We start from the raw sequence: 24,898 nt of genomic DNA, 5'->3' as shown, positions 1-24,898 counted from the left end.
CATGGAACCGCTCAAGGACAAGCTGACCGCCGACTTCTACGACTTCGAGGCGCTGCTTCCCGACGACGAGCGCAAGCTGCTCGTCAAGGCGCGCGAGTTCATGACGAACGACGTCAAGCCGCTGGTGAACGAGAACTGGGAAGCCGGCACCTTCCCGAAGGAACTCATCGGGATGTTCCGCGAGAGCGGCCTGGCGGGCCTGCCGTACGAGGGCTACGGCGAGCACAAGCCCGCGGTCAGCCACCTGCTCACCGGCATGATGGCGATGGAGATGAGCCGCACGGACGCGTCCGTGGCGACGTTCTTCGGTGTCCACAACGGACTCGCGATGTACTCGATCTACAGTGGAGGGAGCCAGGAACAGCGCGACCGCTGGCTGCCCGAGATGGCCGCGATGGACAAGATCGGCGCGTTCGCGATGACCGAGCCGCTCGGCGGGTCCGATGTGGCCGGTGGGATGCGCACGACCGCCAAGCGGGACGGCGACACCTGGGTCCTCGACGGCGCCAAGAAGTGGATCGGCAACGCGACCTTCGCCGACTACGTCGTGGTGTGGGCGCGGGACGTCGACGACAACCACGTCAAGGGATTCGTCGTGGAGAAGGGCACGCCGGGCTTCGTGCCGGAGAAGATCCAGGGCAAGACCGCGTTCCGGATCGTCGAGAACGCGGAGATCACCCTGACCGGCGTCCGCGTGCCGGAGGCGAACCGGCTGCAGGGCATCAACGGCTTCCGCGACGTCGCCGAGATCCTGCGCGCCACCCGCGGCGGCGTCGCGTGGCAGGCACTGGGCGTGATGATCGGCGCTTACGAGGCCGCGCTGGCCTACGCGCAGGAGCGCACGCAGTTCGGCCGGCCGATCGCGCGGTTCCAGCTGGTGCAGGACCTGCTCGTGAAGAGCCTCGGCAACATCACCGCGTCGTGGGGCATGCTGGTGCAGCTCGCGCGGCTGCAGGACGCGGGGATCTTCAAGGACGAGCACTCGTCGCTGGCCAAGGCGTTCGTCACCTCGCGGATGCGGGAGGTCGTCGCCTGGAGCCGGGAGATCTTCGGCGGCAACGGGATCGTGCTCGGCTACGACGTCGCGCGGTTCTTCGCCGACGCCGAGGCGATCTACTCCTTCGAAGGCACGCGCGAGATGAACACCCTGATCGTCGGCAAGGCGATCACCGGGCAGAGCGCTTTCGTGTGAGCCGCTAGTTGACGCAGCCGGCGGCCGCCGTGGTCGCCGGCTGCTTGCTGTCCGCGGTCCTGGTGGTGGTCGCGGCCACCGGCTTGACGCCGCCCGCGGTGTCGTCGCCCGAGGCCTGGACCGCGGGGGTGCTGATCGCCGTCCGGATGAACTGCTGGACCTGCGCCGGGTCGACCTTCACCGCGTCGCCGTCCGACGGCGTCGCCAGCGAGAGGCTCTGCACCGGGATGGTGGCGAACGCGATCGCGCCGGAACTCATCCCCCGCAGCTGCTGCGCGAAGCTGAGCACGTCCCAGCCCCGGTCGAGCACCACGGCCCCCTGGACGGCGCTGACCAGCGCGTTCAGCTTCGACACGTCGGTGAACGTGCCCGCGCTGAGCACCTTCTTCGCCATCCCGGACAGGAACGCCTGCTGCCGCGCGATGCGGTCGAGGTCGCCGTTGGCCAGGCCGTGGCGCTGCCGGACGAACGCGAGCGCCTGCGCGCCGGAAAGCGTTTGCGGGCCGGCCGGGAAGTCCGCGCCGGAGTAGCTGTCGTGCACCGGCTCCTTGAGGCAGACCTCGACGCCGCCGACGGCCCGCGACAGCGCGTCGAAGCCGGCGAGGTTGATGGCCGCGTAGTGGTTGATGGTCAGCCCGGTGAACTTCTGCACGGTCTGGATCGCGGTCTTCGCGCCCGCCTCGTTCGCCGCCACCTCCAGTTGCGCGCCGGTGAGGCCTTGGGAGCGCAATCCGGACATCGCGGCGTTCTTGCCGCGGCTGTAGGCGGAGTTGATCTTGTGCTTGCCGTAGCCGCCCGCGATGTCCACATAGGAGTCGCGCGGGATCGAGATCGCGGTGGCCGCGGCGCCGCCGGCCGGGATGTGGACGACGATCATCGTGTCGGTGGTGTCGCCGCCGTCGTCGCCGCTGCCGGCGTGGAGGGCGTCGAGCACGTTCTGTGGCAAGGGGTTGCCGTACGCGTCGGTACGCGCGTCGATCCCGACGAGCAGGATGTTCTGGGCGACCTTGAGCGGTTCGCCGGGGATGGTGTCCTCTTCGTCCACTTGCGCCGACGGCGGGATGACGTCGGCGGTCACGAGGCCGTCGTCCAGCTTGCTCAGCTGCGACCAGGCGTACCCGGTGGCGCCGAGCACGAGCGCCGACACGACGCCGAGCGCGACCCGCCCGCCGATGCGACGCTCCCGGGACGACAGCAGCACGACACTTCCCCTTGCTTCCCTCGGTGGATCCCCTTCTTCGAGGATCACCGCGTTAGCTGGGAATCAGCTGAGAAAGTTGTCGAAAAACTGTGACGCCAGCCGAACGGCCGAGCCTTCCGGCCGGTTTCGCGACGCACTGTGCCGGAACGCGTACGCGCGAGTGCTGTGGTTGCGGCCACAGTGTGTCAGCGCGGCATCTTGCGCCACACCGCGCGCGGCAGCAGGCGCATCGCGAAGAAGACCGGACGGAGCACACCGGGCACCCAGACGACCCCGCGCCGCTTCCGCAGCGCGGCGACGGTCGCGTCGGCGACCTGGTCCGGCGTGCTCGAGAACGGCGCCGGGCTCATGCCCTCGGTCATCCGCCCGATCACGAAGCCGGGCCGGACGAGCAGCAGGTGGACACCGGAGCCGTGAAGGGCGTCGGCGAGGCCGCTCGCGAAGCCGTCGAGGCCGGCCTTCGCGGAGCCGTAGACGTAGTTGGCGCGGCGCACGCGGATCCCGGCGACGGAGGAGAACACGACGAGGCTGCCGCGGCCCTGGGCGCGCAGCAGGTTCGCGGCGTGGGTGAGGACGCCGACCTGGGCGACGTAGTCGGTGTGCACGATGGCGGCGGCGTGGGCGGCGTCAGCTTCGGCGCGGGCTTGGTCCCCGAGGATGCCGAAGGCGAGCACGACGACGTCGAGCGGGCCGTGTTCGGCGGCGACCTGCTCGAGGAAGGGACCGTGACCGGCGAGGTCGTCGGCGTCGAAGTCGATGGTTTCGACCGTGCCGGCGTTCCCGAGGGTCGCGACGGCGGCGGTGAGGTCCGTGCCGGGGCGCGCGGCCAGGACGATCTTGTCGTGGTCGCCGGCCAGGCGTTGCGCCACGGCCAGGCCGATCTCGCTGCGGCCGCCGAGGACCAGGACTGTTCCGCTCACGGGGGCAGTCTTCCAGCCGGGGGTGGCCGAGGTGTGGGCACCCGCCGCTCCCGCCGACCCGAACGACGTGAATGACTCATTCATGTCGCCAGGCGACATGAATGAGTCATTCACGGCACCGCGGATGCGCTAGCGTGCCCGGGTGCTGGATTTCGAGACTCTCGTCGAACGCCATCGGCGGGAGATCCAGGTGCACTGCTACCGGATGCTCGGCTCGCTCGGTGACGCCGAAGACCTCGCCCAGGAAACCTTCCTCCGCGCCTGGAAGGCCCGTGACCGCTTCGAAGGCCGGGCCAGTGTGCGGACCTGGCTCTACCGGATCGCCACCAACGCCTGCCTCGACGTCCTCGCGCGGCGGCCGCGGCGGGTGCTGCCCGATCAGCTCGGTCCTTCCGGAGAACCCGACGGCCCGATCGCCGCCGCCGATCTGCCGTGGCTCGAACCCTGCCCCGACCGGCTGCTCGACGAGGCCGGGCCGGACGCCGCCGTCGTCGAACGGGAAACCATCGAACTCGCCTACCTCGCCGCCGTGCAGTACCTGCCGCCGCGGCAGCGGGCCGCGCTCGTCCTGCGGGACGTCCTCGGGTGGTCGGCCAAGGAGACCGCCGAACTGCTCGAGACGAGCGTCGCGTCGGCGAACAGCGCCCTCCAGCGGGCCCGCGCGACCCTGCGTGAACGGCTGCCCGCCCACCGTACCGAGTGGACGGCCGGCGATCCGACGGCCGAGGAAACCGCGCTGCTCAAGCGGTTCATCGCCGCCTACGAGCAGGGTGACCCGCAAGCCGTCGCCCGGCTGCTGCACGAAGACGCCCGCGCGGTCATGCCGCCGTACGAGCTCTGGTTCGGCAGCGCCGCGGCGATCGTGCGCGCGCTGTCGCTGTCTATGGACCCCGCGTCGCCGCACTGCGTCGGCCGCTTCCGGATGCGCCCCACGCGCGCCAATCGCCAGCCCGCCGTGGCGACCTGGCTCCGGCGGCCGGGCGAAGCCGAGTACCGCTGGTTCGGCGTCTCCCTGCTGACCGTCGAGCACGGGCTGATCACGGAGCTGGCCGCCTTCGAGTCCGTCCCGGCGGCGGCGTGGGGACTGCCGGAAATCCTCCGTGAATGAGCACGATGACCACGGGCGGGCGTGAAAAAACCCGGGCGGGCGATTCACGGGGAATCACCCGCCCGGGCGCACACCCATCCGGAAAGAAATTCTTCCGATTCGGGTTCGTCCTCGAGGCCGCCGGGAAGAGGTCACCGGGCGGCGATCAAGCAGCTCGGTGCCGCTGCGGCGCGGTGCGCGCCAGCCGACGTCGGTCCTCGGCGGTGGTCCCGCCGAAAACACCGTGGTCCAGGCCGTTGTCCAGCGCGTAGCCGAGGCATTCGGCGCGTACCGGGCAGCGCGCGCACACCGCCTTGGCCTGCGCCGTCTGCCGGGCGCCGGGGCCCACCGCGGAGATGGGGAAGAACAGTTCCGGGTCCTCGTCCTTGCAGGCCGCGAGTTCCGCCCAGCCCGTCATCGTGGCTTCCATTTCCTTCGTTCACCTCCCTCTACTTCTTCTGTTTCCCATTGTCGTGGCGCGTCAACCGACTTGACGCTCGCGGACGCGCGAGCGCATCCGCGTGGGTCAAGGGGGTTTTGGCTTCGGTCCCCGGCTCACCCTCCGGGCAACCAAGACTGCAACACATGAGAGTACGCCCTTCTTCCCGGGATCTCGATGTCGATCACGTCACCCGATCGGCGAGACCGCGCTCCAGCGCGACCCGCACGAGGGCCGCCGCGAAGTGCGCCAGGTCGCCGGAACCGACCAGCTTCGCGAGCCGGCCGGGCTGCGTCGGGAGGCCGAGCTTTTCGGCCCCCCGCAACGCTTTCCCGTCCAGGTGCGGGCGAAACTCCGGCCACACGAGCTGCACCTCCCTGGCGAAGATGTCCGCGCCCACCGGGCCGAGCCGCGGCACCTTCCCGAGGAGCCCGGCCAGTGTCCGGAATTCGCCGTTCGCGGCCTCGCGCACCCGTCTCAGGTCCCCGCGGTACTCGTCGAGCAGGTACCGCGCGCCCTCGCCGAGCGCCGTCGCGGTCTGTTCGTCGTAGCGCTTGTAGTGCGCGCGGCCGAGGGCGGCCACGCGCTGCTGCCACGTCGAGCCGGCCATGGCTCTGGCCGTGCCCATCCCCGCGGCCCGCAGTTCCCGGGCCGCGTCGACCGCGATGCCCGCCTTGATCCGGGTCGAGAGCAGCACCGACAGCACCAGCAGCCGGTAGAGCGGTGCCGGCTGGTCGGCGAGCTTGATGCCCGCCTCGGCGGCGTAGGTCGGACCTGCCTCCTTCAGCAGGCGCCGGATCGTGTCTCGCTGGGTCATCGGGTCCGGGTACCCGAGATGCCCGCGCCCATTCGTCACCGGTCGTCACCGATCCGGAGCAGACCATTACTCCGACCGAGCAGTCTTGATCGAATCGTTACACGTGGGAGTCACCTCGGCGCACTTGTTCCAGTGGAGGCGAGGGGTGGTGAGGGGTCCGTGTGCGCTGGCGACGATTTCGACGCGTTCTTCCGCGCCGACTTCCCCCCGCTCGTGGCGTTCCTGTGCAAGGCGGGGTTCGAGGTCGAAATCGCCCGTGACGTCGCCGTCGAAGCGATGCTCCACGCGCTGGAGGCGTGGCCGGTCCCCGAGGACCCGCGGGCCTGGGTGCGCCGCGTCGCCGGGCGGCTGCTCGACGCGGTGGACGACGCGCGCGCCGACTGGACGCCGGACGACCCGCAGGACGACGAGAAGCTGGCCGTGCTCGTCGACCAGCACGCCGGGTTCATCGACCTGCTCGCCTCCCTGCCCGGCCAGCAGCGGATGGTGCTCGCGTGGTCGCTCGACGGCTTCACGCCGACGCAGATCGCGAACGCGCTGCGCATCGCCCCCGCGACCGTCCGTTCCAACCTCCGCCACGTGCGGGAACGCCTCAGGCGCCACCGGGCCGCACCGCCCGGCGACCAGCGGGACAGGGAAGGGTGAGCACCATGCCGGCAACCGAGTACGGGGACCGGGCGATCACCGAGCTGCTGCGGGAGTCCAACGCCGCGCTGCACGACTCGCTGCGGGTCGGCCTCGACGTGGAGGGCACGCTGCTGCGGGTGCGCAGCCGCGCCCTCGTCCGCGAGATCGCCGCGACGCAGCCCGCGCAGGCGTTCCCGGCGCACTGGCGGCGCCACGACGAGCCGGTCGCCGACGCGATCGCCGGCGACGACGCCGCGACCGCCCGCCTGCTCGCCACCATCCGGCCGCTGGTGGTGCGCTACTGCCGCGCCCGCGTCGGGCGGCACGAGCGGTCGTTCGCCTCGGCCGACGACGTCGCCCAGGAGGTCTGCGTCGCCGTGCTGACCGCGCTGCCGTCCTACCGGGACCAGGGCCGGCCGTTCCTCGCGTTCGTCTACGGCATCGCCCAGCACAAGGTCGCCGACGCCCACCGCGCCGCGGCCCGCAACCGCTCCGACCCGGTCCCGGAGATCCCCGACGGCGTCTCCGACGCGGACGGCCCCGAGCAGCACGCCCTGCGGTTCGAGCTCAACGAGCGGTTGGCGCGGCTGCTGGACGTCCTGCCGGCCAAGCAGCGCGAGATCGTCGTGCTGCGGGTGGTCGTCGGGCTGTCGGCGGAGGAGACGGCGGACGCGGTGGGCTCGACGCCGGGCGCGGTCCGCGTCGCCCAGCACCGCGCGCTCGGGCGGCTGCGGAGGCTCTTGACGGGCGAAGAGGACTAGCGCCGGCGCCGCGCGTCCGATGTTCGTCGACAGCGGCTCGTCTGCATGAACGACCCGTTCATCGCATCCGGCGAGGTGAACGACTCGTTCATGACGTTGCGGGGATGACGTGAATGACCCATTCACCTCGCCAGACGACATGAATGACTCATTCATTGCATCGCGGGACGGGCGAAGAGGACTAGCGCCGCACGTAGTCGAGGACGAACTCCTCCAGCGCCGCGGCCGGTCCTTCCTTCGACTCGCGGGCCAGCAGCATGAACTCGATGTCGCCGGGCTCCGGCAGGCCCGCCAGCTCGACGAGGTCGGCCGGCACCAGGCTGCGCGCGTGCAGGGTGACGCCGAGCCCGGCGGCCGCCGCGGCCCGCAGGCCGGTGAGGCTCGACGTCTGGCACGCGGCGCGCCACTCGAGGCCCGCTCGTTCGAGGCACTCGACGGCGAGCTGCCGCGTGATCGACGGCATCGGGTACTGCACCAGCGGCACCGGCAGGCCGGGCTCCAGCACCGTCGCCGCCGAGCCGATCCAGACCAGCGGCTCCCGCCAGAGCAGCCGCCCGTGGTGCGCGCCCGGGCGGCGCTTGCCCAGCACCAGGTCCAGCTGGCCGGCGCGCAGCCGCTGCGCGAGGACGTCCGACAGCTCGACGGTCAGCTCGACGTCCACCAGCGGATGGCTGCGGCGCAGCCGGTTCAGGATCTCCGGCAGCTCGCCGAGCGCGAAGTCCTCCGAGACGCCGAAGCGCACTCGGCCCCGCAACTCGGCGCCGCGGAAGTGCCGCTCCGCGCGTTCCTCGGTGTCCACGATCGTCTGCGCGAACCCCAGCATCGCCTGCCCGCGCGCGGTGAGCTCGACGGTGTGCGTGTCGCGCGCGAAGAGCAGCCCGCCGGAGTCGCGCTCCAGGCGCCGGACGTGCTGGCTGACGGTCGGCTGGCCGACGCCCAGGCGCCGCGCGGCCGCGGTGAAGCTGCGCGTCTCGGCGACGGCGAGGAACGAACGGCACAGGCGCGGGTCGAGCACGCGGCCACTTTATCGCGATTCGCGATGACAGTCAGTCCGGTCATCGGGGTTCACAATGAGCGTCCGGGCGCCGAGAATTGCTGTGGAAGGAGATCCATGTCCCGCTTGCGCCTCGACCCGTTCGTCCTCGCGATCCTCGCCACCGTCGGGGTCGCCACGCTGCTGCCCGCTTCGGGCGTCGTGGCGGACGGCTTCAGCACCGCCACGACCATCGCCGTCGGCTTGCTGTTCTTCCTGTACGGCGCCCGGTTGTCCACGCAGGAGGCGCTCGACGGGCTGCGCCACTGGCGGCTGCACGCGGTGGTGCTGGCGGCCACGTTCGTCCTGTTCCCGCTGCTCGGCCTGGCGCTCACGCTGCTGCCGTCGTCGGTGCTGCCCGCCGAGCTCGCCGCCGGGGTGCTGTTCCTCGCCGTGCTGCCCTCGACGGTCCAGTCGTCGATCGCGTTCACCTCGATCGCCCGCGGCAACGTCGCGGCGGCGATCTGCAGCGCGTCGCTGTCCAACCTGGCCGGGATCGTGCTGACCCCGCTGCTGGTGGCGCTGCTGCTGGCCGGCGACGGCGCCGGCGTCGACGGTTCGGCCGTGCTCGGGATCGTGCTGCAGCTGCTGGCGCCGTTCGTCGCGGGCCAGCTGGCGCGGCGCTGGATCGGCGACTGGATCACCCGCAATTCCGCGCCGCTCAAGCTGTTCGACCGCGGTTCGATCCTGCTGGTGGTGTACACGGCGTTCAGCGCGGGCATGACCGAAGGCATCTGGCACCGGCTCGACGTCGTCCCGCTGCTGGTCCTCGTCGGCCTCTGCGGCGTGCTGCTCGCGGCGGTGCTGACGGCGACCGGCTGGGGCGCCCGCCTGCTCGGGTTCGCGCGCGCGGACCGGATCACGATCGTGTTCTGCGGGTCGAAGAAGAGCCTGGCGAGCGGGCTGCCGATGGCGACGGTGCTGTTCGGGCACGCGCAGGTGGGGCTGATCGTGCTGCCGCTGATGCTGTTCCACCAGATCCAGCTGATCGTCTGCGCGTCGCTGGCGCGGCGGTACGCCGCCACGCCGGAGCTCGTCCCGGCCTGATCCCTGCGACCGATGAGTTTTCCGGCGGCCTTCGTCAGTACGTGGTGACACCCACTCGGAAGGCGGCACCATGGCGAAGATCCTCTACCACATCACGATGTCTCTCGACGGCTTCGTCGCGGCCCCCGGCGACGACATGACGTGGCTCTCCGGCCTGCACGCGGGGCCGAACCCGGTCGTCGAGCGGGTGATCGGCGGGATCGGGGCGATCGTGATGGGGCACCACACGTACGCGCCCGCGACGACGGCGGAGGGCAAGGTCTACGGCGGCCGCTGGGACGGCCCGATCTTCGTGGTGACGCGCTCGGCGGCGCCGTCACCGGGGTTCACGCTGGTGCCGGACCTCGCGGAGGCGGTGTCGGCGGCTTCCGCGGCGGCCGGTGACGGGTACGTGGCGGTGCTGGGCGCGGCGACGGCCCGGCGGTGCTGGGAAGCCGGGCTGCTGGACGAGGTGCTGGTGCACATCGCACCGGTCCTGCTTGGCGACGGCGTGCGGCTGTTCGACCGGCCGGGCGGTGCGCCGGTGCGCCTGGAGGTCGTGGAGCTGAGCCACGCCGGGCCGATCCTGAATGCCTGGTACCGGGTCCGGTGATCACCCCACGAGGGCGTTCTTGTAGAAGATGTTGGCGTAGCGGTTGATTCATGTCGACGCGCGTCACGTAGGAGTCGATGTCCGCGGCGTCGGCGTGCCCCTGTCCGTCCAATGTGTACAGGTGGTCGCCGAAGATGGTGTAGCCCTGGAAGACAACGCTTTCCGTGCTGAGCGCGGGCTGCGGGAAGTGCCGACGGGCGCCACCCCGATCGCCACCCCGTGCCCGGCGTGCGCGAGGTGCGTCGAACCGAGCAACTCGCCGCTGAAGCCGAGCTGGTTGACGCAGAGGTCGTCCCCGGAGGTGCCGTTCTGGGCCTGGACGAAGAGCCGGCGGTTGACGTTGTCGAAGGCGAAGCCCTGCATGACGTGGTGGGACTCGTGAAGCATCTTGCTGCGGAAGAGGTCGTAGGAGGGCTGGGTGATGTCGAAGTAGGCGAGGCGGGGACGTCGGCGTGCGCGATCCCGCCTCCCAGGGTGGCGGCGGTCGCGCCGGCTGCGGCGGTCGCGCGGAGGAGCGTCCGCCGGGACAGCGTCCGGCCGGCGGTGGTCGGGAAGAGGTCCGTGGGAGGGAGGTCGCAACGGCGCCGTACACACCGGGATACACGCGTAACGGCGGGCCACGGCCGGACGACTCCGGATGCGTCGTTTCGAGGGAGGGGATCGTCATGGCACGAACCGCGGTGGCCGCACTGGCCGGCGCCCTGGTGGTGACGGCGGGCGCGGTGGCCTTCGCCGGCGCTTCGTCGGCAGTCGGGCCGTCACCGGCACCGATCGTCCAGGCCGCGCAGGCCACCTGCCTGACCGACGGCAACGGCGTCTGCACGGTGACGCACTCGCTGGGCAAGGTGCCGGAAGCGATCGTGGTGTCGCCGAACACGCCGAGCCCGAACAACGCGTTCATGCTCAACACGGTCCTGGGGTCCTACACCGCGACCACGTTCCAGGTGCGGGCGATGTTCAACCAGACGACGCCGAAGACGTACGGCCAGATCTGGTTCACCTACGCGGCTTACGGTTCGCCGACGACACCGCCGACGACCACTGCGACGACCGCACCACCGACGACGACCCCCAAGACGACGCCACCGGAAACGCCGCCCACATCGACGCTTCCGCCGACCATGACTTCTACCCCTCCGGCCGGTGGCGGCACCTGAACGGAATCCGCACCCTCACCGCGGCCGCGGCGACGGCTTCCGCAGTTCCTCCGCGAAAATCCCCTCCATACGCCGATTCGCGCGGCGCAGCACACGCACCGACACCCGGACCACATACCCCAACGCCAAAACCAGCAACAAGCCCAGGCCGATGGCCGCGAGGTTCGCCACGAGCGCCTCCCGGTACTGGTGCGCCAGGTACCCCAGACCCGCCCCGGCGGTTAGTGCGTCCAGCAGCGCCAACCGGACAGCGCGCGGTTCGTACGGAGTGGCCCGCGGTGCCGTGACCATCGCACACCCTCCCGCCGTTCCGTTCAGCGGCGACGCCCTTGCAACCTAGACGAGCCTGCGCCGCCCGGTGGCCACTTCAACCTGTTTGGCCTACCGGATCTGCCCGGATGGCCGCTGTGATAACTTGAAGCGAACTGGGTCTTCTGTGCAAACGCACATCCCCGAGCCGCCAGCGCGCCGGGGCCAGGGGGCGGTAGCTCAGTTGGTTAGAGCAGGGGACTCATAATCCCTTGGCCGCGGGTTCGAGCCCCGCCCGCCCTACCCTTCGGGGTGCTCGCTTCGCTCGCACCCCTCGTTTCGCCGCTTTCTGTGGGGGTGCGACCCCCACACCCCGCCCGGGGGCTCGCCCCCGGACCCCCGTCCCTTGTGGCTGGGTTGGTCTGCCGGGCCCACTGGAGCTCGCCCGCCGACCCCTCATTCCTTGCTGTCGGCTTGGTCTGCCGGGCCCACTGGAGCTCGCCCACCGACCCCTCATTCCGTGTGGCTGGATTGGTCTGCCGGGCCCGCTGGAACTCGCCCACGGACCTCATTCCTTGTGGTCGGGTTGGTCTGCCGAGCGCACTGGAGCTCGCCCGAGGACCTCCGTTCCTTGTGGTCAGGTTGGTCTGCCGGGCGCGGGGTGTCCATAGAGGACCTCAGCGTTGTCGGTCGTACACCAGGGCCAGTTCTCCCAGGTCTCCTGCCTCCTGGTGGGTCAGACTCCACCTCGATGCCGGTAGGCCGTCCTCGAACAGGCGCTCTCCTCCGCCCGCTATCTCCGGGCAGATCATCAAATACAGCCTGTCCAGTACGTCTGCTGCCAGCAGGGGCTTGATTATGCTTGCACTGCTGTTTATCAGGATGTCGCCCGATCCGGTGGACTTCAGCTTCGTCACCACCTCTGCCGGTGGGGCGTTCACCACTCGGGTGTGCTTCCAGGGCGCCTCTGTCAGCGTCCTTGAGAAGACCACCTTTTCTGCCTCTGTCAGCCACTTCGCGTAGTTGCGGTCTCGTGGGTCCGCGCTCTCGTCGGCCGCTACCGTTGGCCAGAATCCCAGGAAACCCTCTGCGTTCAGGCGGCCCAGCACTGCCGTTGTCGCCTTCTCCCAGATTCGCGTCAAGTGGCGGCGGGCCACTTCCGTTGTCGCGTACGAGACTATTGACTTCATGTCCGCCGGGCCTCCTGGGCCCTGGTAGCGGCCGTCCAGGGTCAGGCTCAGGTTTGCCGTTACTCTGCGGGTCATTCGTCAGCCCTTTCGCTGCGTCAGTACTTCGGTGAGGCGGTCCAGTACCTGGATCCAGCCCGTTTCGATTCCGGCGATCGCCGGGGCCGCCTCGATCGTCGTTGCCGTGATGCGCAGCCCCAGGCGCAAGCGGGTGCCGCCTGGCAGCGGTGTCAGCTCCACGTCGTAGTGGCCCGTGAACGACGCCGGACCCGTTACCGCCAGGTCGAATGCCAGCCGACCCGGCTCGTCCGCGACGCGGACCCAGCCTTCGGCTCGGTACTCGCCGTCCGCGTCTCGGTAGGCCAGCGCTGCCCGGCCGCCCGGGCGTGGCTCGAGGAGGCACGTGGTGATCGTCATCGACGGCGGGGCCCACCACGATGCCAGCAGCGCCGGGTCGGTCCAGTGCCGCCAGACCACGTCACGTGCTGCCGGCAGCGCGCGCTCGAAGCCGAACGCGCGGCCGTCCGCCCAGCGGTCCTGGTCCGCGGCTGCCGTCTCCGCCTCTACCGCTTCGCGGTATCGCGCTACGGCGTCTCGCTCCCCCTGGTGTGCTTCGATCTCCTTCGCCAGGTCCGTCAGGCGGCCCGCGAACGCCGCCAGCGGCTCGGCTTCCAGCGCGTACACCCGGCGCTGTCCCAGCGGGAACACCGTGACCAGCCCGGCGCGCGCCAGCGTCTGCAAGTGCTTCGTGGTCTGCGGCTGGCGCAGGCCGGTCAGCTCGGCCAGCTCGCCGACCGACCGGGGGCGCTCCGCCAGGAGCTCGACCAGGCGCCAGCGCGCCGCGTCGCCCAGTGCTGCCGCGATTCCGTCCATGCGGCCAGTATTCACATAGTAGAATATTCAGGTCAAGGAATGCTTTAGGTGAGCCAGCGAAGACCGTACGCGTAGCCCAGCTGCGGGGCGGTGAACTCCTGCGCCACCTCGCACGCTCCGTCCAGCGGCAGCGGTGCGCCCGGCTGCGGTGGGTCGGCCAGCACCGACGGCGGCACCCGGTCCACCCGCCACACCCGCCACGGCAGCCGCTGCGGGTCGAAGCGGACCCGGACCGTGAACGACTCGCACGCCACCAGCGGCACGAACGTGTACGACGGCCGGATCGGCAGGCCGTCGCGGATCCGGATCACCAGCGCGTACGTGTGGGTGTCGCCGCGCGACAGCGGTCGCGGGAGGTCGAGCAGCCAGCGGAAGTGGCGCTGCCCCACCCGTTTCGCGTCGGTGATCCGGACGCCGTGCTGGGCGTCGGCGGCCACGTCCCGCTCGCCGTCGTGGCCGTCTTCGAGGCGGGGCACGGTGAACTGGACCGCGATCCGGCTCAGCCCGTCGCGGGTCGCGACGATCAGCCGTTCCTCGATCAGCTCCGGCTCGGGCGTGTCGAGCCGCACGATGGCGCGCAGCCGCTTGACGAACCAGCCCTGATCCGGGTCCGGGACGTCTTCGCCGGGACGCGCGGCGGCCTCGATCTCGGCGGCCAGCCGGGCGAACGACCGGTCGATGCGGCGCCGCGCCGTGCGCGGGGAGACCCGTAGCCGGTCGGCGAGGACGCCGACCCGGTCGCTGAGCAGGGCGTGCTGCGAGCCGGGCGCGATGCCCAGCGCGACGTTCACCGCGAGCCGGTCGTCGGCCGGGAACTCCGCGATCGCGGTGGAAATCGCGTCACGCAGCACCCGCCGCGCTTCGCGGTCGTTCGCCGTGCGGTGGATTTCGCACCAGCCGGCGACGATCGGGCCGAGCCGGTCGCGCAGCCGGTCGGCTTCCAGCCCCCAGCCGCGGCGCAACGTCGTGAGCTCGCGGAGCAACCCGTCCTCGTGTGCCATCGGGTTTCGATTGTGGCACGCGGACTTCCGCGCGATCGGCGGCAGCGCCTGCGCCGATCAGGTGATTCCCGGGGTTGGCCAGCGCGTGGCCAGTTCCGCGGTGATTCGGCCCGCGGGCGGCCTTTGCCCGTTCCCCGGCTGACCGACCATGTCCCGGTCGACGGCATCGGGGAGGACGGGTTGCTCGACACCACTTTTCCGTGCGCGGGACCGGCGGACGTCGACGGCGTCCGGCGGCTGGCCCGCGACGGCAGGCTCGCCGGCTCCGCGTCGGCCGCCCCGCCCGGCGACCTCGCCCGGTTGCGCGGGGCGGTCTACACGCTCGCCTGGCCACTGGTCTTCGCGCGGATCACCAAGCCACTGGAACGGCAGCGGCGGCACCCGGACTGCGCCCGCGGGCTGGAATGGCTGCGGCCCGACTGCCTCGACCGCTTCCACGACGACGTCGAAGCCGTCGTGGAGCACGCCCTGCGGCGCGCGACGGACCCGATCGAGAACTTCGACGGCTGGCTGGCGACCCGGCTGAGCCCGGCGACGGTCGACGCGCACCGGCGGCGCCGCGGCGAAATCGGGGCCCTGCAACGGCCCCGGCTGCCGGCCTGGCTGGGCGACGCCCTCGGCCGCGACCCGTGGCTGTGCGACCTGGCCGTGCAGATCCTGGTGTGGGCCGGGGTGCCGGCGACGGCGGGCGCGGAGCTGTGGCCGCTGGACGGCTGGGCGGCGCGCCGGGCCGAGGTGACGGGCGCGCCGCCGCCGGGCCGCGACACGCTCGACCTCGAGGTGCGGCAGGTGCTGGCGGCGATGGGCAGGCGGCCGAAGTGGTACGCCGAGCACGTCGAGCGGCCCCTCGGGCACAAGCGCGCGCCGGTGGCGCCGATGCCGGCGGACGGCGCGGCCGAGCCGGTCCCGCTGCAGCTGGTGAACGCGGCCGAAGCGGACGACGCCCGGCTGGCGGCGCGGGCCGAGCAGGCACTGCGCGCGATCGAGGTCCGCTTGGCCGGCGGCGAAGACCCGCCGACAGCGGTGGGCGCGGTCGTCCGGCGGGTGTTCGGGGCCGGCGGGAGTGCGTTGGACCGGTTGCCGCACAACGGATCCACCCTCGACGACTGGCTAGTCACCGCCCTCGCCGACGAGGCCCGGTTGGAGCGGATCGTCGCGACGGTGCTGGCGATCCTCGGCCGCTGAGCGCGGGTGGGTGAGCCAGCCGGCCGAATCCGGCGCGACGCAACCCGGTTCGCCCGCCGAGGGCGGGCTCGCGAACCGGCCGACGGCGGCGGGATCCGGCTGCCCGCAGGCATCCTCGGCCGCCGGGCGCCGGCGGGCCGGTCGGCCGCCCACCTCGTCGGCCACCCAGTGCACGGGCGCGAGCCGGCCGTCGGCCGAGTCCGGCGCGGCGCAACCGGCCGCCGAGCGCGAGTTCGGCGACCGGCCATCGGCCACGGCGGGATTCGGCTGCCCGCAAACATCCTCGGCCACCGAGCGCAACCGAGCGTCCAGCACCTCGAAGAGCGTCTCCCGGGAACACCCCGCGGCGAGCGCCCGGCGACCTGCCAAGGACAGCTCGGCCAGCAGCACTTCGCGCACCGCCGCGCGGGTTCGGTCCGCGAGTCTCGTGGGCGGGACAGCTGATGCGGCCACCCCTGCCTCCTTTCTCCCCGCGTCCAGCCTTCTCCTGACGGACGGCCCTCAGCGCCACCACGACGGCGGGGGCACCGGCAGCCGCAGCGGGCAGCCCGTGTGGCGGCCCGTCCAGCAGTCGGCCAGCCAGCGGGTCAGCGCCACCGGCCCGAGCAGGCTGTCCTCCCACACCGGCGTCAGCTCGCCGGCCCGGCGGAGCATCGTTTCGGCCGTGGCGCAGAAGGAAATGATCGCGGCGACGGCGGCGTCGGCGCGCGCGATGGGCCAAGCGACCGCGGCGCCGGGCAGCCGGGCCGGGATGGCCAGGCCGGTGCCGACGGTGCAGTTGCGAGCCAGCTGGAGCGCGAGATCGAACTCGACCGCTTCGGCGTGGAGCTGCCGCGCCCGCCATCGGGGCGACGCCACGGCAGCGTGCAGCCCGGCGAGCCGAGCGGCGACCAACCCGTCCCACACCGTCAAGAGCACCCCTCGCGTGTCGGCCGGGTGAGCGCCGGCGAGATCGAGGGTGACGGCGCTGAGCCAGGCACACGGGTCCTTGACTTGACTATCAGCGGCGACGGTCACGGCAGCCAGTCTCGCACCGGAAAGCACGCCCGGCAGCAAGATGATCATGGTTCGCCGCAGGACCACCCGGTCGGTGGCGAACCGTTGAGCGGCTGCGTACCACCATTGGGCACTGCGGGTGACCGAACCGTTACGGTTGTGTCATCATGTCGGCGCTCAGTGCCGAGCACGCCCTCCTTCCCCCTTCTCCGAAAGGCCGCCGCACGTGATCAAGACCAGCAAGAGCCGGGCCGGCACCCAGCGCGTCACGTTCAGCCTCCCGGTCGGGGCGCCGCCCGGACGAGTGAGCGTCGTGGGTTCGTTCAACGACTGGACGCCCGGCCGCCACCACCTGACCCCGCGCTCCAACGGCCGCCGCTCGGCTTCGGTGGACGTCGCGCCGGGCACGGTGCTGCAGTTCCGCTACCTCGGCGAGGACGGCCACTGGTTCGACGACCCCGACCTGCCGGACCGCGCGGACGGCAACTGCGTGTACGCGACGAACTGAGTCAGAACCGAGTCAGGATTTCCGGCGCGGCTTGCCCCGCTTCGGGGCGCCGCCGCCGGTCCGGCGGGCAGCCGGTTTCTTCGGAGCCGGCGGCTTGCGTTCCGGCCGCTTCTTCTCCGCGGGTTGCTGCCGGCGTCCGCGCGTGCTGTTGACCGTGCGGCCGCGGACGATGCCGATGAACGTCTCCATCAGGTCCGTCGTCTCGTCCTCCGGCCAGGACAACGCCACGCTCGACTGCGGGGCGTCGGTGACCGTCCGGTACGTCAGGTCGCGGCGGTGGTGCAGGCGGGCCAGGGACTGCGGGACGACCAGCACGCCGACGCCGGCCGCCACCAGCTCGACCGCGTCCGCCGTCGACTCCGGCCGCGAGACCGCCGGGCGGCCCGGGAGCGCGGACCACTCGATCGTGTCGTCCAGCGGGTGCAGCACGACGTCGTCGGCCAAGTCCGCTGTGGACACTTCGCCGGCCGCCGCGATCAGGTGGTCCTTCGGGACGACCACCACGGTCGTCTCGGTGTAGAGCGGGATCGCGTGGAGGCCGTCGCGGTCGATCGGGCTACGCAGCAGCGCCGCGTCCGCACCGCGCGAGCGGATCAGCTCCGTCGCGTCGGCCGCGGCCACCGGCACCAGCTCCAGCGGCACGTCCGGCTGCCGCTCGCCCCAGGTCCGCACCCACTTGGCGGGCGTCGCGCCCGGGACGTACGCGAGACGGAACGAGGTCACCGGGTCAGGCTACCGGGCGGGGCGCTGGCTACCCTGGACGGCATGACGTCGCACAAGACCGCCCAGACGATGAAGCCCGCGACCGCGGCGAAGAAGCTGGGCGTGTACCTCGAAGCCACGCCCCCGGAGTTCCAGGAGGGCGTCGTCTCGCGCGACGAGCTGAACGCGCTGCAGGCCGACCCGCCGGAGTGGCTGCGCGAACTGCGCCGCACCGGCCCGCACCCGCGGCCGGTCGTCGCGGCGAAGCTGGGCATCTCCATCGGCGGCCTCACCCGCGGCGGGATCACCGAGGCGCTCACCACCGAGGAGATCGACGCGCTCAAGGCCGAGAACCCCGACTGGCTGGTGCGCGAACGCGCCACCCAGGCCGAGGTGCGCAAGGAAACCGTGCGGGTCAAGGAGAAGAACCGCTGACCACGCTCGAAGAGGCCGCGCGCCTCGACGCCGCGGACGGGCTGGCGGCGTTCCGGGACCGGTTCGTCCCGATCACCGACCCCGGCGTCGTCGCCTACCTCGACGGCAACTCCCTCGGCCGGCCGCTGCGCGCCACCGCCGAACGCCTCCAAGAGGTCGTCGCCGAGCAGTGGGGCGCCCGGCTCATCCGGTCGTGGGAAGAACGCTGGCTCGAGCTGCCCGAGCGGATCGGAGACGAGCTGGGCCGTGTCGCCCTCGGGGCCGCGCCCGGGCAGACGATCGTCGCCGACTCGACGTCGGTGTGCCTGTACAAGGTGCTCCGGGCGGCCGTCGCGCTGCGGCCGGGGCGCGACGAGATCGTCACCGACACCGCGAACTTCCCCACCGACCGGTTCCTCGTCGACAGCGTCGCCGCCGAACTCGGCCTCACGGTCCGGTGGATCGAGAGCGCCGACGACGTCGCGGCGGCCACCGGACCGCGCACCGCGGTGGTCGTGCTGTCCCATGTGGACTACCGCTCGGCCGCGATCGCCGACCTCGCCGGGATCACGCGGGTGGTGCACGAGCGCGGCGGCCTGACGGTCTGGGACCTCTGCCACAGCGTCGGCTCGATCCCGGTCGCGCTGGACGCCGACGGCGCCGACTTCGCGGTCGGCTGCACGTACAAGTTCCTCAACGCCGGCCCCGGCGCGCCCGCGTTCCTCTACGTCAACGCGCGCCACCACGAGGCGTTCGGGCAGCCGATCACCGGCTGGATGGGCGCGGCCGACACGTTCGGGATGGCCGAGCGGTACGTGCCCGCGCCCGGCATCCGCCGCGCGTTGTCCGGCACGCCGCCGGTGCTCGGGATGGTGGGCGTCCAGGAAGGCGTGGCGCTGCTGGCCGAAGCGGGGATCGAGCGGGTGCGGGCCAAGGCCGTCGCGCTCGGGCGCTGGGTGCTCGACCTCGCCGACGCGTGGCTCGTCCCGCTCGGGTTCACCGTGGCCTCGCCGCGCGAGGACGCCCGCCGGGGCGGTCACGTCACCTTGCGGCACCCCGATGCCGAGCGGCTTTCCCGGGTGCTGATCGAGAACGGCGTGCTCATCGACTTCCGCCGTCCCGACGGCATCCGCATCGGGTTGAGTCCGCTCACGACGGGGTTCACCGAGGTCCGCGCGGCCATGGACCGGATCCGCGAACTCGCCGCATGACGTGAATGACTCATTCACGTCGTCAGGCGGCATGGTTCCGGCAAAGTCAGGTCAGCGCGGCCGATCCGGTCGCCCGCACGCCATGAACGGGTCGTTCACCTCGTCAGACGACGTGAACGACCCTTTCATGACATCGCCGCGACGCCGGACAGACCGCGCGGCCACGACTTTGCCGGAGCCCTGTCACCAGACGAGGTGAATGAGTCATTCACGTCGGTCAGATAGTAGCCATGTACTTAGTAGCCATGTACTGTATCGGCATGAGCACTCCCGGGCACCTGGTCTGGCGGCTGTCGATGAAGTGGCGGGTGGCAGTCGACCGCGCCCTGGCCCCGATGGGCCTGACGCACGCGCAGTACGTCTTCCTGTCCTCGCTCTTCGGCCTGGAACGAGCCGGAAACACCCCCAGCCAGCGCGAGCTCGCCGACCACACCGGGCTGGAAGCCCTCTACACCTCCAAACTCGCGCGTTCCCTCGACGCCGACGGGCTCGTCGAGCGCACCCGCGACCCCGCGGACACCCGCACCATCCGGTTGCGCCTCACCAAACGCGGCCGCGAGGTCGTCGAGCCGGCGATCGCGACCGTCGCCGAACTGCTCGACCGCCTGCTCGAGCCCCTCGGCGGCCGGGACGGCGACCGCACCGCGGCCCTGAGCCGCGAACTCACGCTCCTCCTCGACACTCCGCTGAAGGACGAGAAATGACGCTGCACCACGAAGAAACCGGCACCGGCACCCCGATCGTCTTCCTGCACGGCAACCCCGGTTCGTCGTACGGCTGGCGCAACGTCCTCCCCCACGTCGGCGGTGGCCGGCTGCTCGCCCCTGACCTCATCGGCATGGGCCGGTCCCCCAAGCCCGACATCGCCTACTCCTTCGCCGACCACGCCCGCTACCTCGACGCCTGGTTCGACGCGCTCGGCCTGGACGACGTCGTCCTCGTCGGCCACGACTGGGGTGGCGCGCTCGCCTTCGACTTCGCCGCCCGGCACCCGGGCCGCGTCCGCGGGGTGGCGTTCTTCGAGACGATCGTCAAGCCGATGGCCTGGGACGACGTGAGCCCGCAAGCGGCGGATCGGACGCGCAAGATCCGCACGCCCGGCGTCGGCGAGCAACTGGTGCTGGAAGAGAACCTGTTCGTCCGGCAGGCGTTCACCGGCGGGGTGCGCACGCCGGTGGCGGACCTCGGGCCGTACCTCGCGCCGTTCCCCACGCCCGAAAGCCGCCGCCCGGTGCTCGCTTGGGCCCGGCAGCTGCCCCTCGGCGGCGAGCCGGCCGAGGTGGTCGCGCGCGTCGAGGCCTACGACGAGTGGCTGGCCACCAGCACCGGGACGCCGAAGCTGCTCATGACGTTCGAGGGCTCCCCCACGCTGCTCATCGGGGAGAAGGTCGCCCGGTGGTGCGAAACGACCATCGCCGTGCTCGACGTCGTCGCCTGCGGGGAGGCCGGGCACCACGCCCAGGAAGACCGGCCGAAGGAGATCGCCGCCGAGATCTCGGCCTGGCTGGACCGGCACGGCCTCCGCTGAATCAGCGGTGCCGCAGCGGCGGGGTCGCGTCCACGCCGAGGACGCGGGCCGCGAGCCACGCCAGCGCGTCCGCGGTGCGGGCCGGGGTGTCCGACGGCTGCATGACGTGGCTGAGGACCGTGCGGACCACGATGTCGATGACCACGCCGAGCTGCTCCCCGGTGAACGGCGGGTCGTAAGCCGCCACACGGGCGGTGAGCATCGCCTTCGCCTGCGTCAGCAGCGAGCCCGCCTCGGTGGTCAGCAGCGGCAGCAGCTCCGAGGCGGTGCCGTGCGTCGCGGAAGCGATCGCGCGCAGCAGCGTGTTGTCGTCGGCGAGCTCGAGGACCGCGCGGACGGCGTCGTAGATCGCCTCGACCAGGTCGTCCTCGTGGCGGGCGAACGCGGCCTCGACGACCGAGAGGAACCGGCCCAGCTCGTGCGTGACCATCGCTTCGGCCAGCGCGGCCTTCGAGCCGATCTCGTTGTAGACGGTCTGGCGGCTGACGCCGACGACCTCGGCCAGCCGGGCCATCGTGACCGCCTGCCAGCCCGACCGCGCGGTCAGCTCGATCGCCGCGGTGATGATCGGCCGCCGGTGCTGACCACCCTCGGGCGCCGCCGGAAGTGCCGCACTCATGATCGCCATTCTAGGCGGCGCCCGCGAAGGCCAGCGCCTCTCCCCACGCGGCCCGGGTGGCGATGCGACGGCGGTACTTCATGATCTCGCGCGGGCGGTCGACGGTGAGCGCGCCGGCGATCCGGTCGCCGCGGCGGTAGAGCGTCACCCCGCCCGCGGACACCACCTCGTCGGCGTGCGGGGTGCCGACGAACTGGATGCGCCGGCCGTACCAGTCGGACCAGAAGTACGGCACGGCTTCAAGGGGGCGGGCCGACGCCGGTTCGAGCGCGTGACGCGCGGCGGCCGCACCCTGCTCGGCCGCGTTCGTCCAGTGCTCGAGCCGCATGCCGAGCCCGTCGAAGAGCGGGTTCGGCACGTGCGCGATGTCGCCCGCGGCGTAGACGCCCGGCGGGCCCGCCGCCAGCGTCGCGTCGCACACGACGCCGCGATCGCGCTCGTGCAGCGTCAGCCCGCTGCCTTCGAGCCAGCCGGTGGCCGGGACGGCGCCGATGCCGGCGACCACGAGGTCCGCGGGCAGGACTTCGCCGCCAGCGAGGTGCACGCCGTCCTCGGTCACGCCGGTGACCTCGGTGGCGAGCCGCAGCTCGGTGCCGGCTTCCCGGTGCAGCGCGGTCAACCGCGCCCCGGCGGTCTCCCCCACCGCGCGGGCGAGCGGGACGGCCGACGCTTCCACGATCGTCACCGGCAGGCCGCGCTTGCGGGCCGCCGACGCCACTTCCGAGCCGATGAACCCGGCGCCGATCACGACCGTGCGGGCACCGGCGTCCAGCGCGGCGCGCACCGCGACGGCGTCCTCGGCCGTCCGGAGCGTGCGTGCGCTGGGCAGGCTGCGCGCGGTCGCGCCGGTGGCGATGACCAGGGCGTCGTAGCGCACGGCCATCCCGGCGACCGTGACTTCGCGCGCGTCGGTGTCGAGGCTTTCCGCCGGCGCGCCCAGCATCAGCTCGACGCCGAGTTCGTCCCGCAGCACCGTTTCCGCGTGGAACGGCTCGACGCTGGACGGACCGCCGGCGTCGAGGAACGCCTTCGACAGCGGAGGCCGGTCGTAAGGCAGGTGCTCCTCCGCGCCGACGAGGACGATCCGGCCGCGGTACCCGGTGCGGCGCGCGGACTCCACCGCGCGCAGCCCGGCCAGCGAGGCACCCACGACGACGAGCGTCATGTCAGCTTCAACGCCAGCACCGGGCAGGCGTCCACCGCCGCGGCGACGTCCTGGCGGTGCTCTTCACCGGGTTGCTCGTCGAGCACGACGACCGTGCCGTCCTCGCCCACTTCGAAGAAGTCCGGCGCCATCGCCTCGCACATGCCGAGGCCGTCGCACTTCCCGCGGTCCGCGTCGATCCGCATCACGCACCCACCCGGCCCGGCGCGACGAAGTCGACCTTCTCGCGCACGCCGCAGTCGGGGCAGCACCAGGAGTCCGGGATCGCCGACCACGGAGTGCCGGCCGGGAAGCCTTCGCGCGGGTCGCCGAGCTTCTCGTCGTAGACGTACCCGCAGCCCGGGCACATGCCGCCTTCGGTGGCGTCGCCGTGGGTGTCGGCGCGCTCGGGCACGGCGGCCGTGACGCGGGTTCCGTACCGCGCGAGGATTTTCTCGCGTTTCGACGGCTGGATGTTCGCGCGGGAGATGTCGCCGTCGAAGTGGGCGAGCACGCGCGGGTCCATCACCCGGCGCCACAGCGGCGGAACCAGCGCCAGCACGATCATCCCGGCGTACCCGGTGGGCAGCACCGGCGACTCGGCGAAGTCGCGCAGCGTCTGGTAGCGCCGCGTCGGGTTGGCGTGGTGGTCGCTGTGCCGCTGCAGGTGGTAGAGCAGGACGTTGGTGGCGATGTTGTTGGAGTTCCAGCTGTGACTGGGATCCACGCGCTCGTAGCGGCGCTTGCCCTCGGCGCCGACGCGCTGCCGCCGCATGCCGTAGTGCTCCATGTAGTTGACGACCTCCAGCAGCGAGAACCCGATCACGGCCTGGATCACCAGGTAGGGCAGGATGCCGGCGCCGAGCCAGACGACCATGGCCGCCCAGAGGACCAGGGACATCAGCCAGGCGTTGAGGACGTCGTTGCCGAGGCGGAACGGGTGCTTGTCCCGGCGGGCGTAGCGCTTGCGCTCCAGGCGCCACGCCGACTTCAGCGAACCGAAGACCGTGCGCGGCCAGAAGCGGTAGAAGCTTTCGCCGACGCGGCTGCTCGCCGGGTCCTCCGGCGTCGCGACGCGGACGTGGTGGCCGCGGTTGTGCTCGATGTAGAAGTGCCCGTAGAAGCTCTGCGCCAGCGCGATCTTCGACAGCCAGCGCTCGTGGCTCTCCTTCTTGTGGCCCAGTTCGTGCGCGGTGTTGATGCCGATCCCGCCGATGCAGCCGATGGAGATCGCGAGCCCGACCTTGTCGGCGACGGTCAGGTCGCCGCGGGCGATCAGCCAGCACGCGGCGGCGAACCCGACGTACTGGATCGGCAGGAACGCGAACGTGATCCAGCGGTAGTAGCGGTCCTTCTCCAGCCGCTCGATGACGTCGTCGGGCGGATTGCTGCGGTCGAGCCCGGCGCCGAGGTCGATCAGCGGCACGACGACGAGGATCACGACCGGCCCGATCCAGAACCAGGCGCCCCAGCCGGTGGCGGCGTGCAGGCCGATGGCGAGGAACGCCAGCGAGGGGACGACCAGGCCGATCAGCCACAGGTAACGCTTGCGGTCGCGCCACAGCTCGGTCGACCCGGCGGGCACGGTTGCGGTCATGACACCCTCCTCCGTTGGCTGGTTTACAGAACTGTAGGTGATGTCCATTCTGCTTGACAATAGCTCACCTGATGTAAATCCTTGTGTGGCTCGCTACGCTGGAGAGCGGGTGAGGAGCAGTGGACGAACCGGTCGTGGTGCCGGACTTCCGGGGACGGCAGGCGCTCGACGCGTGGCTGTCCGGCCACGACGCGGGGTTGCTGCTGCAGGGCCCCGATCCCGACAGCCCGCACCCGTTGCTGAACGGCGTGGTGGTGGCCCAGTTACCGGCCGCGGGCGCGCGAGTGACCCGCTGGGCGACGGTGACGGTGTGGATCAGCGACGGCGGAGACCCCAGCGGAGTCCGCGAGCCGCGGCGGCCGTTGCCGGAGATGCGGGAGGACGCGGGGTTCGGCGAGCCGGACGTCGGCTGAGCCCGAAGCAGCGCAGCCCTAAGTGTTCCCGGCGCGCCGCGGCCCGCCCGAACCGTCGCGACACCCTCCTCCGGCCCACGCTTTTTCGCGACAGCAGAGATTCCCCGGCCGCCCCTGTTTCCGTGACGAAGATCATCTTCCCGCGCCCGTGACCGAGCGTCGCCCGCCGGGGAGCACCTCCAGGCAACCGTCGTGCCCGTTTTCCCGCCTTGCGAACGCCTCGGCGCGGCGGACCGAACGAATTCACTTTCACCCGTTCGGCCCAGCGTGCAACGCCGCGAAAACCGTCTCGGGGCCGTTACCAGAGGAAATGCGGGTAATCAACCGGACGCGTTCGGTAAACACCGTTCGCCGCCCGGCGGACACCCGTCCGGACGCCGGGTCAGCACCACCGGTCC

General features: G+C 71.7%; 31 protein-coding genes and 1 tRNA gene. 15 read left to right on the top strand and 17 right to left on the bottom strand.

All coding sequences use genetic code 11. The annotated features are described in order from the left end of the window. Position 1: 1 nt before the first annotated feature. Positions 2-1,192, top strand: a complete 1,191-nt coding sequence (locus tag ABFJ78_RS17460; RefSeq protein WP_436387388.1) for an acyl-CoA dehydrogenase family protein — start codon at positions 2-4, stop codon at positions 1,190-1,192. Between the two features lie 4 nt (positions 1,193-1,196). On the opposite strand, the gene ABFJ78_RS17455 is transcribed toward ABFJ78_RS17460, so the two are convergent. Continuing rightward, positions 1,197-2,393 carry an LCP family protein gene (locus ABFJ78_RS17455; protein WP_436387387.1) on the bottom strand — a complete coding sequence of 399 codons (1,197 nt, stop codon included), beginning with the start codon at positions 2,391-2,393 and terminating at the stop codon, positions 1,197-1,199. A gap of 185 nt (positions 2,394-2,578) precedes the next feature. Then, the gene (locus ABFJ78_RS17450; RefSeq protein ID WP_436387386.1) at positions 2,579-3,313 is read right to left on the bottom strand and encodes an SDR family NAD(P)-dependent oxidoreductase; all 735 of its coding nucleotides are present in this window, start codon (positions 3,311-3,313) and stop codon (positions 2,579-2,581) included. Between the two features lie 142 nt (positions 3,314-3,455). Here ABFJ78_RS17450 and ABFJ78_RS17445 point away from each other — a divergent pair, with 142 nt between their 5' ends. Next, the gene (locus ABFJ78_RS17445) at positions 3,456-4,421 is read left to right on the top strand and encodes an RNA polymerase subunit sigma-70 (protein WP_436387385.1); all 966 of its coding nucleotides are present in this window, start codon (positions 3,456-3,458) and stop codon (positions 4,419-4,421) included. Between the two features lie 145 nt (positions 4,422-4,566). Here ABFJ78_RS17445 and ABFJ78_RS17440 read toward each other — a convergent pair whose 3' ends face one another. Both ABFJ78_RS17440 and ABFJ78_RS17435 read right to left on the bottom strand, forming a co-directional pair. Then, positions 4,567-4,830 (bottom strand): WhiB family transcriptional regulator, encoded by a 264-nt coding sequence (locus tag ABFJ78_RS17440; protein WP_086679434.1) that lies wholly within the window; start codon positions 4,828-4,830, stop codon positions 4,567-4,569. Positions 4,831-5,023: 193 nt separating this feature from the next. Continuing rightward, the gene (locus tag ABFJ78_RS17435; protein ID WP_436387384.1) at positions 5,024-5,656 is read right to left on the bottom strand and encodes an endonuclease; all 633 of its coding nucleotides are present in this window, start codon (positions 5,654-5,656) and stop codon (positions 5,024-5,026) included. Between the two features lie 159 nt (positions 5,657-5,815). On the opposite strand from ABFJ78_RS17435, the gene ABFJ78_RS17430 reads away from it, so the two are divergent. Beyond that, the gene (locus tag ABFJ78_RS17430) at positions 5,816-6,301 is read left to right on the top strand and encodes an RNA polymerase sigma factor (protein WP_436387383.1); all 486 of its coding nucleotides are present in this window, start codon (positions 5,816-5,818) and stop codon (positions 6,299-6,301) included. 146 nt (positions 6,302-6,447) lie between these two features. Next, positions 6,448-7,044 carry an RNA polymerase sigma factor ShbA gene (shbA, locus tag ABFJ78_RS17425; protein WP_372667216.1) on the top strand — a complete coding sequence of 199 codons (597 nt, stop codon included), beginning with the start codon at positions 6,448-6,450 and terminating at the stop codon, positions 7,042-7,044. Between the two features lie 181 nt (positions 7,045-7,225). Here the strand turns inward: shbA and ABFJ78_RS17420 are convergent, their stop codons facing one another. After that, positions 7,226-8,059, bottom strand: coding sequence for a LysR family transcriptional regulator (locus ABFJ78_RS17420; protein WP_372666861.1), 834 nt, complete (start codon positions 8,057-8,059; stop codon positions 7,226-7,228). Between the two features lie 96 nt (positions 8,060-8,155). On the opposite strand from ABFJ78_RS17420, the gene ABFJ78_RS17415 reads away from it, so the two are divergent. After that, on the top strand, positions 8,156-9,124 hold the full coding sequence (locus tag ABFJ78_RS17415; protein ID WP_372666860.1) for a bile acid:sodium symporter family protein: 969 nt from the start codon (positions 8,156-8,158) through the stop codon (positions 9,122-9,124). 70 nt (positions 9,125-9,194) lie between these two features. After that, a complete protein-coding gene (locus tag ABFJ78_RS17410) occupies positions 9,195-9,716 on the top strand; it encodes a dihydrofolate reductase family protein (RefSeq protein WP_436387382.1) in 522 nt (173 codons plus the stop codon). 63 nt (positions 9,717-9,779) lie between these two features. Here ABFJ78_RS17410 and ABFJ78_RS17405 read toward each other — a convergent pair whose 3' ends face one another. Next, entirely contained in the window at positions 9,780-10,103 is a 324-nt protein-coding gene (locus tag ABFJ78_RS17405) for a phage baseplate protein (RefSeq protein WP_436387381.1), read from the bottom strand. A gap of 278 nt (positions 10,104-10,381) precedes the next feature. On the opposite strand from ABFJ78_RS17405, the gene ABFJ78_RS17400 reads away from it, so the two are divergent. Then, positions 10,382-10,873, top strand: a complete 492-nt coding sequence (locus tag ABFJ78_RS17400) for a hypothetical protein (protein WP_436387380.1) — start codon at positions 10,382-10,384, stop codon at positions 10,871-10,873. Positions 10,874-10,888: 15 nt separating this feature from the next. On the opposite strand, the gene ABFJ78_RS17395 is transcribed toward ABFJ78_RS17400, so the two are convergent. After that, on the bottom strand, positions 10,889-11,164 hold the full coding sequence (locus ABFJ78_RS17395) for a hypothetical protein (protein ID WP_436387379.1): 276 nt from the start codon (positions 11,162-11,164) through the stop codon (positions 10,889-10,891). 187 nt (positions 11,165-11,351) lie between these two features. On the opposite strand from ABFJ78_RS17395, the gene ABFJ78_RS17390 reads away from it, so the two are divergent. Continuing rightward, positions 11,352-11,425: transfer RNA gene (locus tag ABFJ78_RS17390), tRNA-Ile, on the top strand. A gap of 374 nt (positions 11,426-11,799) precedes the next feature. On the opposite strand, the gene ABFJ78_RS17385 is transcribed toward ABFJ78_RS17390, so the two are convergent. From ABFJ78_RS17385 to ABFJ78_RS17375, 3 genes are read right to left on the bottom strand one after another with little or no spacing between them, the layout of a single operon-like run. Next, on the bottom strand, positions 11,800-12,387 hold the full coding sequence (locus ABFJ78_RS17385; RefSeq protein WP_436387378.1) for a dihydrofolate reductase family protein: 588 nt from the start codon (positions 12,385-12,387) through the stop codon (positions 11,800-11,802). 3 nt (positions 12,388-12,390) lie between these two features. Further along, the gene (locus ABFJ78_RS17380; RefSeq protein ID WP_436387377.1) at positions 12,391-13,182 is read right to left on the bottom strand and encodes a metalloregulator ArsR/SmtB family transcription factor; all 792 of its coding nucleotides are present in this window, start codon (positions 13,180-13,182) and stop codon (positions 12,391-12,393) included. Between the two features lie 44 nt (positions 13,183-13,226). Beyond that, entirely contained in the window at positions 13,227-14,183 is a 957-nt protein-coding gene (locus ABFJ78_RS17375) for a hypothetical protein (protein ID WP_436387376.1), read from the bottom strand. Between the two features lie 123 nt (positions 14,184-14,306). Between ABFJ78_RS17375 and ABFJ78_RS17370 the strand changes: the two genes are divergently transcribed. Further along, on the top strand, positions 14,307-15,368 hold the full coding sequence (locus ABFJ78_RS17370) for a hypothetical protein (protein WP_436387375.1): 1,062 nt from the start codon (positions 14,307-14,309) through the stop codon (positions 15,366-15,368). Here the strand turns inward: ABFJ78_RS17370 and ABFJ78_RS17365 are convergent. Together ABFJ78_RS17365 and ABFJ78_RS17360 are read right to left on the bottom strand one after the other, a co-directional pair. Continuing rightward, positions 15,294-15,821 (bottom strand): hypothetical protein, encoded by a 528-nt coding sequence (locus ABFJ78_RS17365; protein WP_436387374.1) that lies wholly within the window; start codon positions 15,819-15,821, stop codon positions 15,294-15,296. The genes ABFJ78_RS17370 and ABFJ78_RS17365 overlap by 75 nt on opposite strands. A 48-nt stretch (positions 15,822-15,869) precedes the next feature. Further along, a complete protein-coding gene (locus ABFJ78_RS17360; protein WP_436387373.1) occupies positions 15,870-16,385 on the bottom strand; it encodes a hypothetical protein in 516 nt (171 codons plus the stop codon). Between the two features lie 205 nt (positions 16,386-16,590). Between ABFJ78_RS17360 and ABFJ78_RS17355 the strand changes: the two genes are divergently transcribed. Further along, positions 16,591-16,872: an isoamylase gene (locus ABFJ78_RS17355; protein WP_436387372.1), complete on the top strand. Its 282-nt coding sequence runs from the start codon at positions 16,591-16,593 to the stop codon at positions 16,870-16,872. A 12-nt stretch (positions 16,873-16,884) separates the two neighbouring features. Here ABFJ78_RS17355 and ABFJ78_RS17350 read toward each other — a convergent pair whose 3' ends face one another. Further along, the gene (locus ABFJ78_RS17350) at positions 16,885-17,595 is read right to left on the bottom strand and encodes a LysR substrate-binding domain-containing protein (RefSeq protein ID WP_436387371.1); all 711 of its coding nucleotides are present in this window, start codon (positions 17,593-17,595) and stop codon (positions 16,885-16,887) included. A 42-nt stretch (positions 17,596-17,637) separates the two neighbouring features. On the opposite strand from ABFJ78_RS17350, the gene ABFJ78_RS17345 reads away from it, so the two are divergent. The 4 genes from ABFJ78_RS17345 to ABFJ78_RS17330 all read left to right on the top strand — a co-directional run bounded on the left by ABFJ78_RS17345 (position 17,638) and on the right by ABFJ78_RS17330 (position 20,727). Continuing rightward, the gene (locus ABFJ78_RS17345; protein ID WP_436387370.1) at positions 17,638-18,009 is read left to right on the top strand and encodes a DUF5997 family protein; all 372 of its coding nucleotides are present in this window, start codon (positions 17,638-17,640) and stop codon (positions 18,007-18,009) included. After that, positions 18,006-19,199 carry a kynureninase gene (locus ABFJ78_RS17340; protein ID WP_436387793.1) on the top strand — a complete coding sequence of 398 codons (1,194 nt, stop codon included), beginning with the start codon at positions 18,006-18,008 and terminating at the stop codon, positions 19,197-19,199. The genes ABFJ78_RS17345 and ABFJ78_RS17340 overlap by 4 nt, the downstream gene beginning before the upstream one ends. 260 nt (positions 19,200-19,459) lie before the next feature. Next, a complete protein-coding gene (locus tag ABFJ78_RS17335; protein ID WP_436387369.1) occupies positions 19,460-19,903 on the top strand; it encodes a MarR family winged helix-turn-helix transcriptional regulator in 444 nt (147 codons plus the stop codon). Beyond that, positions 19,900-20,727, top strand: a complete 828-nt coding sequence (locus ABFJ78_RS17330) for a haloalkane dehalogenase (protein ID WP_436387368.1) — start codon at positions 19,900-19,902, stop codon at positions 20,725-20,727. Before ABFJ78_RS17335 ends, ABFJ78_RS17330 begins: the two co-directional genes overlap by 4 nt. Before the next feature lies 1 nt (position 20,728). Here ABFJ78_RS17330 and ABFJ78_RS17325 read toward each other — a convergent pair whose 3' ends face one another. Genes ABFJ78_RS17325 through ABFJ78_RS17310 form a run of 4 tightly spaced genes read right to left on the bottom strand, consistent with a single transcriptional unit; the run spans position 20,729 to position 24,087 of the window. Then, on the bottom strand, positions 20,729-21,355 hold the full coding sequence (locus ABFJ78_RS17325; protein ID WP_436387367.1) for a TetR family transcriptional regulator: 627 nt from the start codon (positions 21,353-21,355) through the stop codon (positions 20,729-20,731). Between the two features lies 1 nt (position 21,356). After that, positions 21,357-22,511, bottom strand: a complete 1,155-nt coding sequence (locus ABFJ78_RS17320; RefSeq protein WP_436387366.1) for an NAD(P)/FAD-dependent oxidoreductase — start codon at positions 22,509-22,511, stop codon at positions 21,357-21,359. Then, the gene (locus tag ABFJ78_RS17315; protein WP_436387365.1) at positions 22,508-22,696 is read right to left on the bottom strand and encodes a ferredoxin; all 189 of its coding nucleotides are present in this window, start codon (positions 22,694-22,696) and stop codon (positions 22,508-22,510) included. The genes ABFJ78_RS17320 and ABFJ78_RS17315 overlap by 4 nt, the downstream gene beginning before the upstream one ends. Then, the gene (locus ABFJ78_RS17310; protein WP_436387364.1) at positions 22,696-24,087 is read right to left on the bottom strand and encodes a fatty acid desaturase; all 1,392 of its coding nucleotides are present in this window, start codon (positions 24,085-24,087) and stop codon (positions 22,696-22,698) included. The genes ABFJ78_RS17315 and ABFJ78_RS17310 overlap by 1 nt, the downstream gene beginning before the upstream one ends. Before the next feature lie 119 nt (positions 24,088-24,206). Here ABFJ78_RS17310 and ABFJ78_RS17305 point away from each other — a divergent pair, with 119 nt between their 5' ends. Next, a complete protein-coding gene (locus ABFJ78_RS17305) occupies positions 24,207-24,500 on the top strand; it encodes a PASTA domain-containing protein (protein ID WP_436387363.1) in 294 nt (97 codons plus the stop codon). Positions 24,501-24,898 lie beyond the last annotated feature (398 nt).

It is taken from the genome of Amycolatopsis sp. MEPSY49 (assembly GCF_051337345.1).
GTDB lineage: Bacteria > Actinomycetota > Actinomycetes > Mycobacteriales > Pseudonocardiaceae > Amycolatopsis.
The sequence above is the reverse complement of the archived record's forward strand: the minus strand, read 5'-3'. Positions and strand labels throughout refer to the sequence as shown.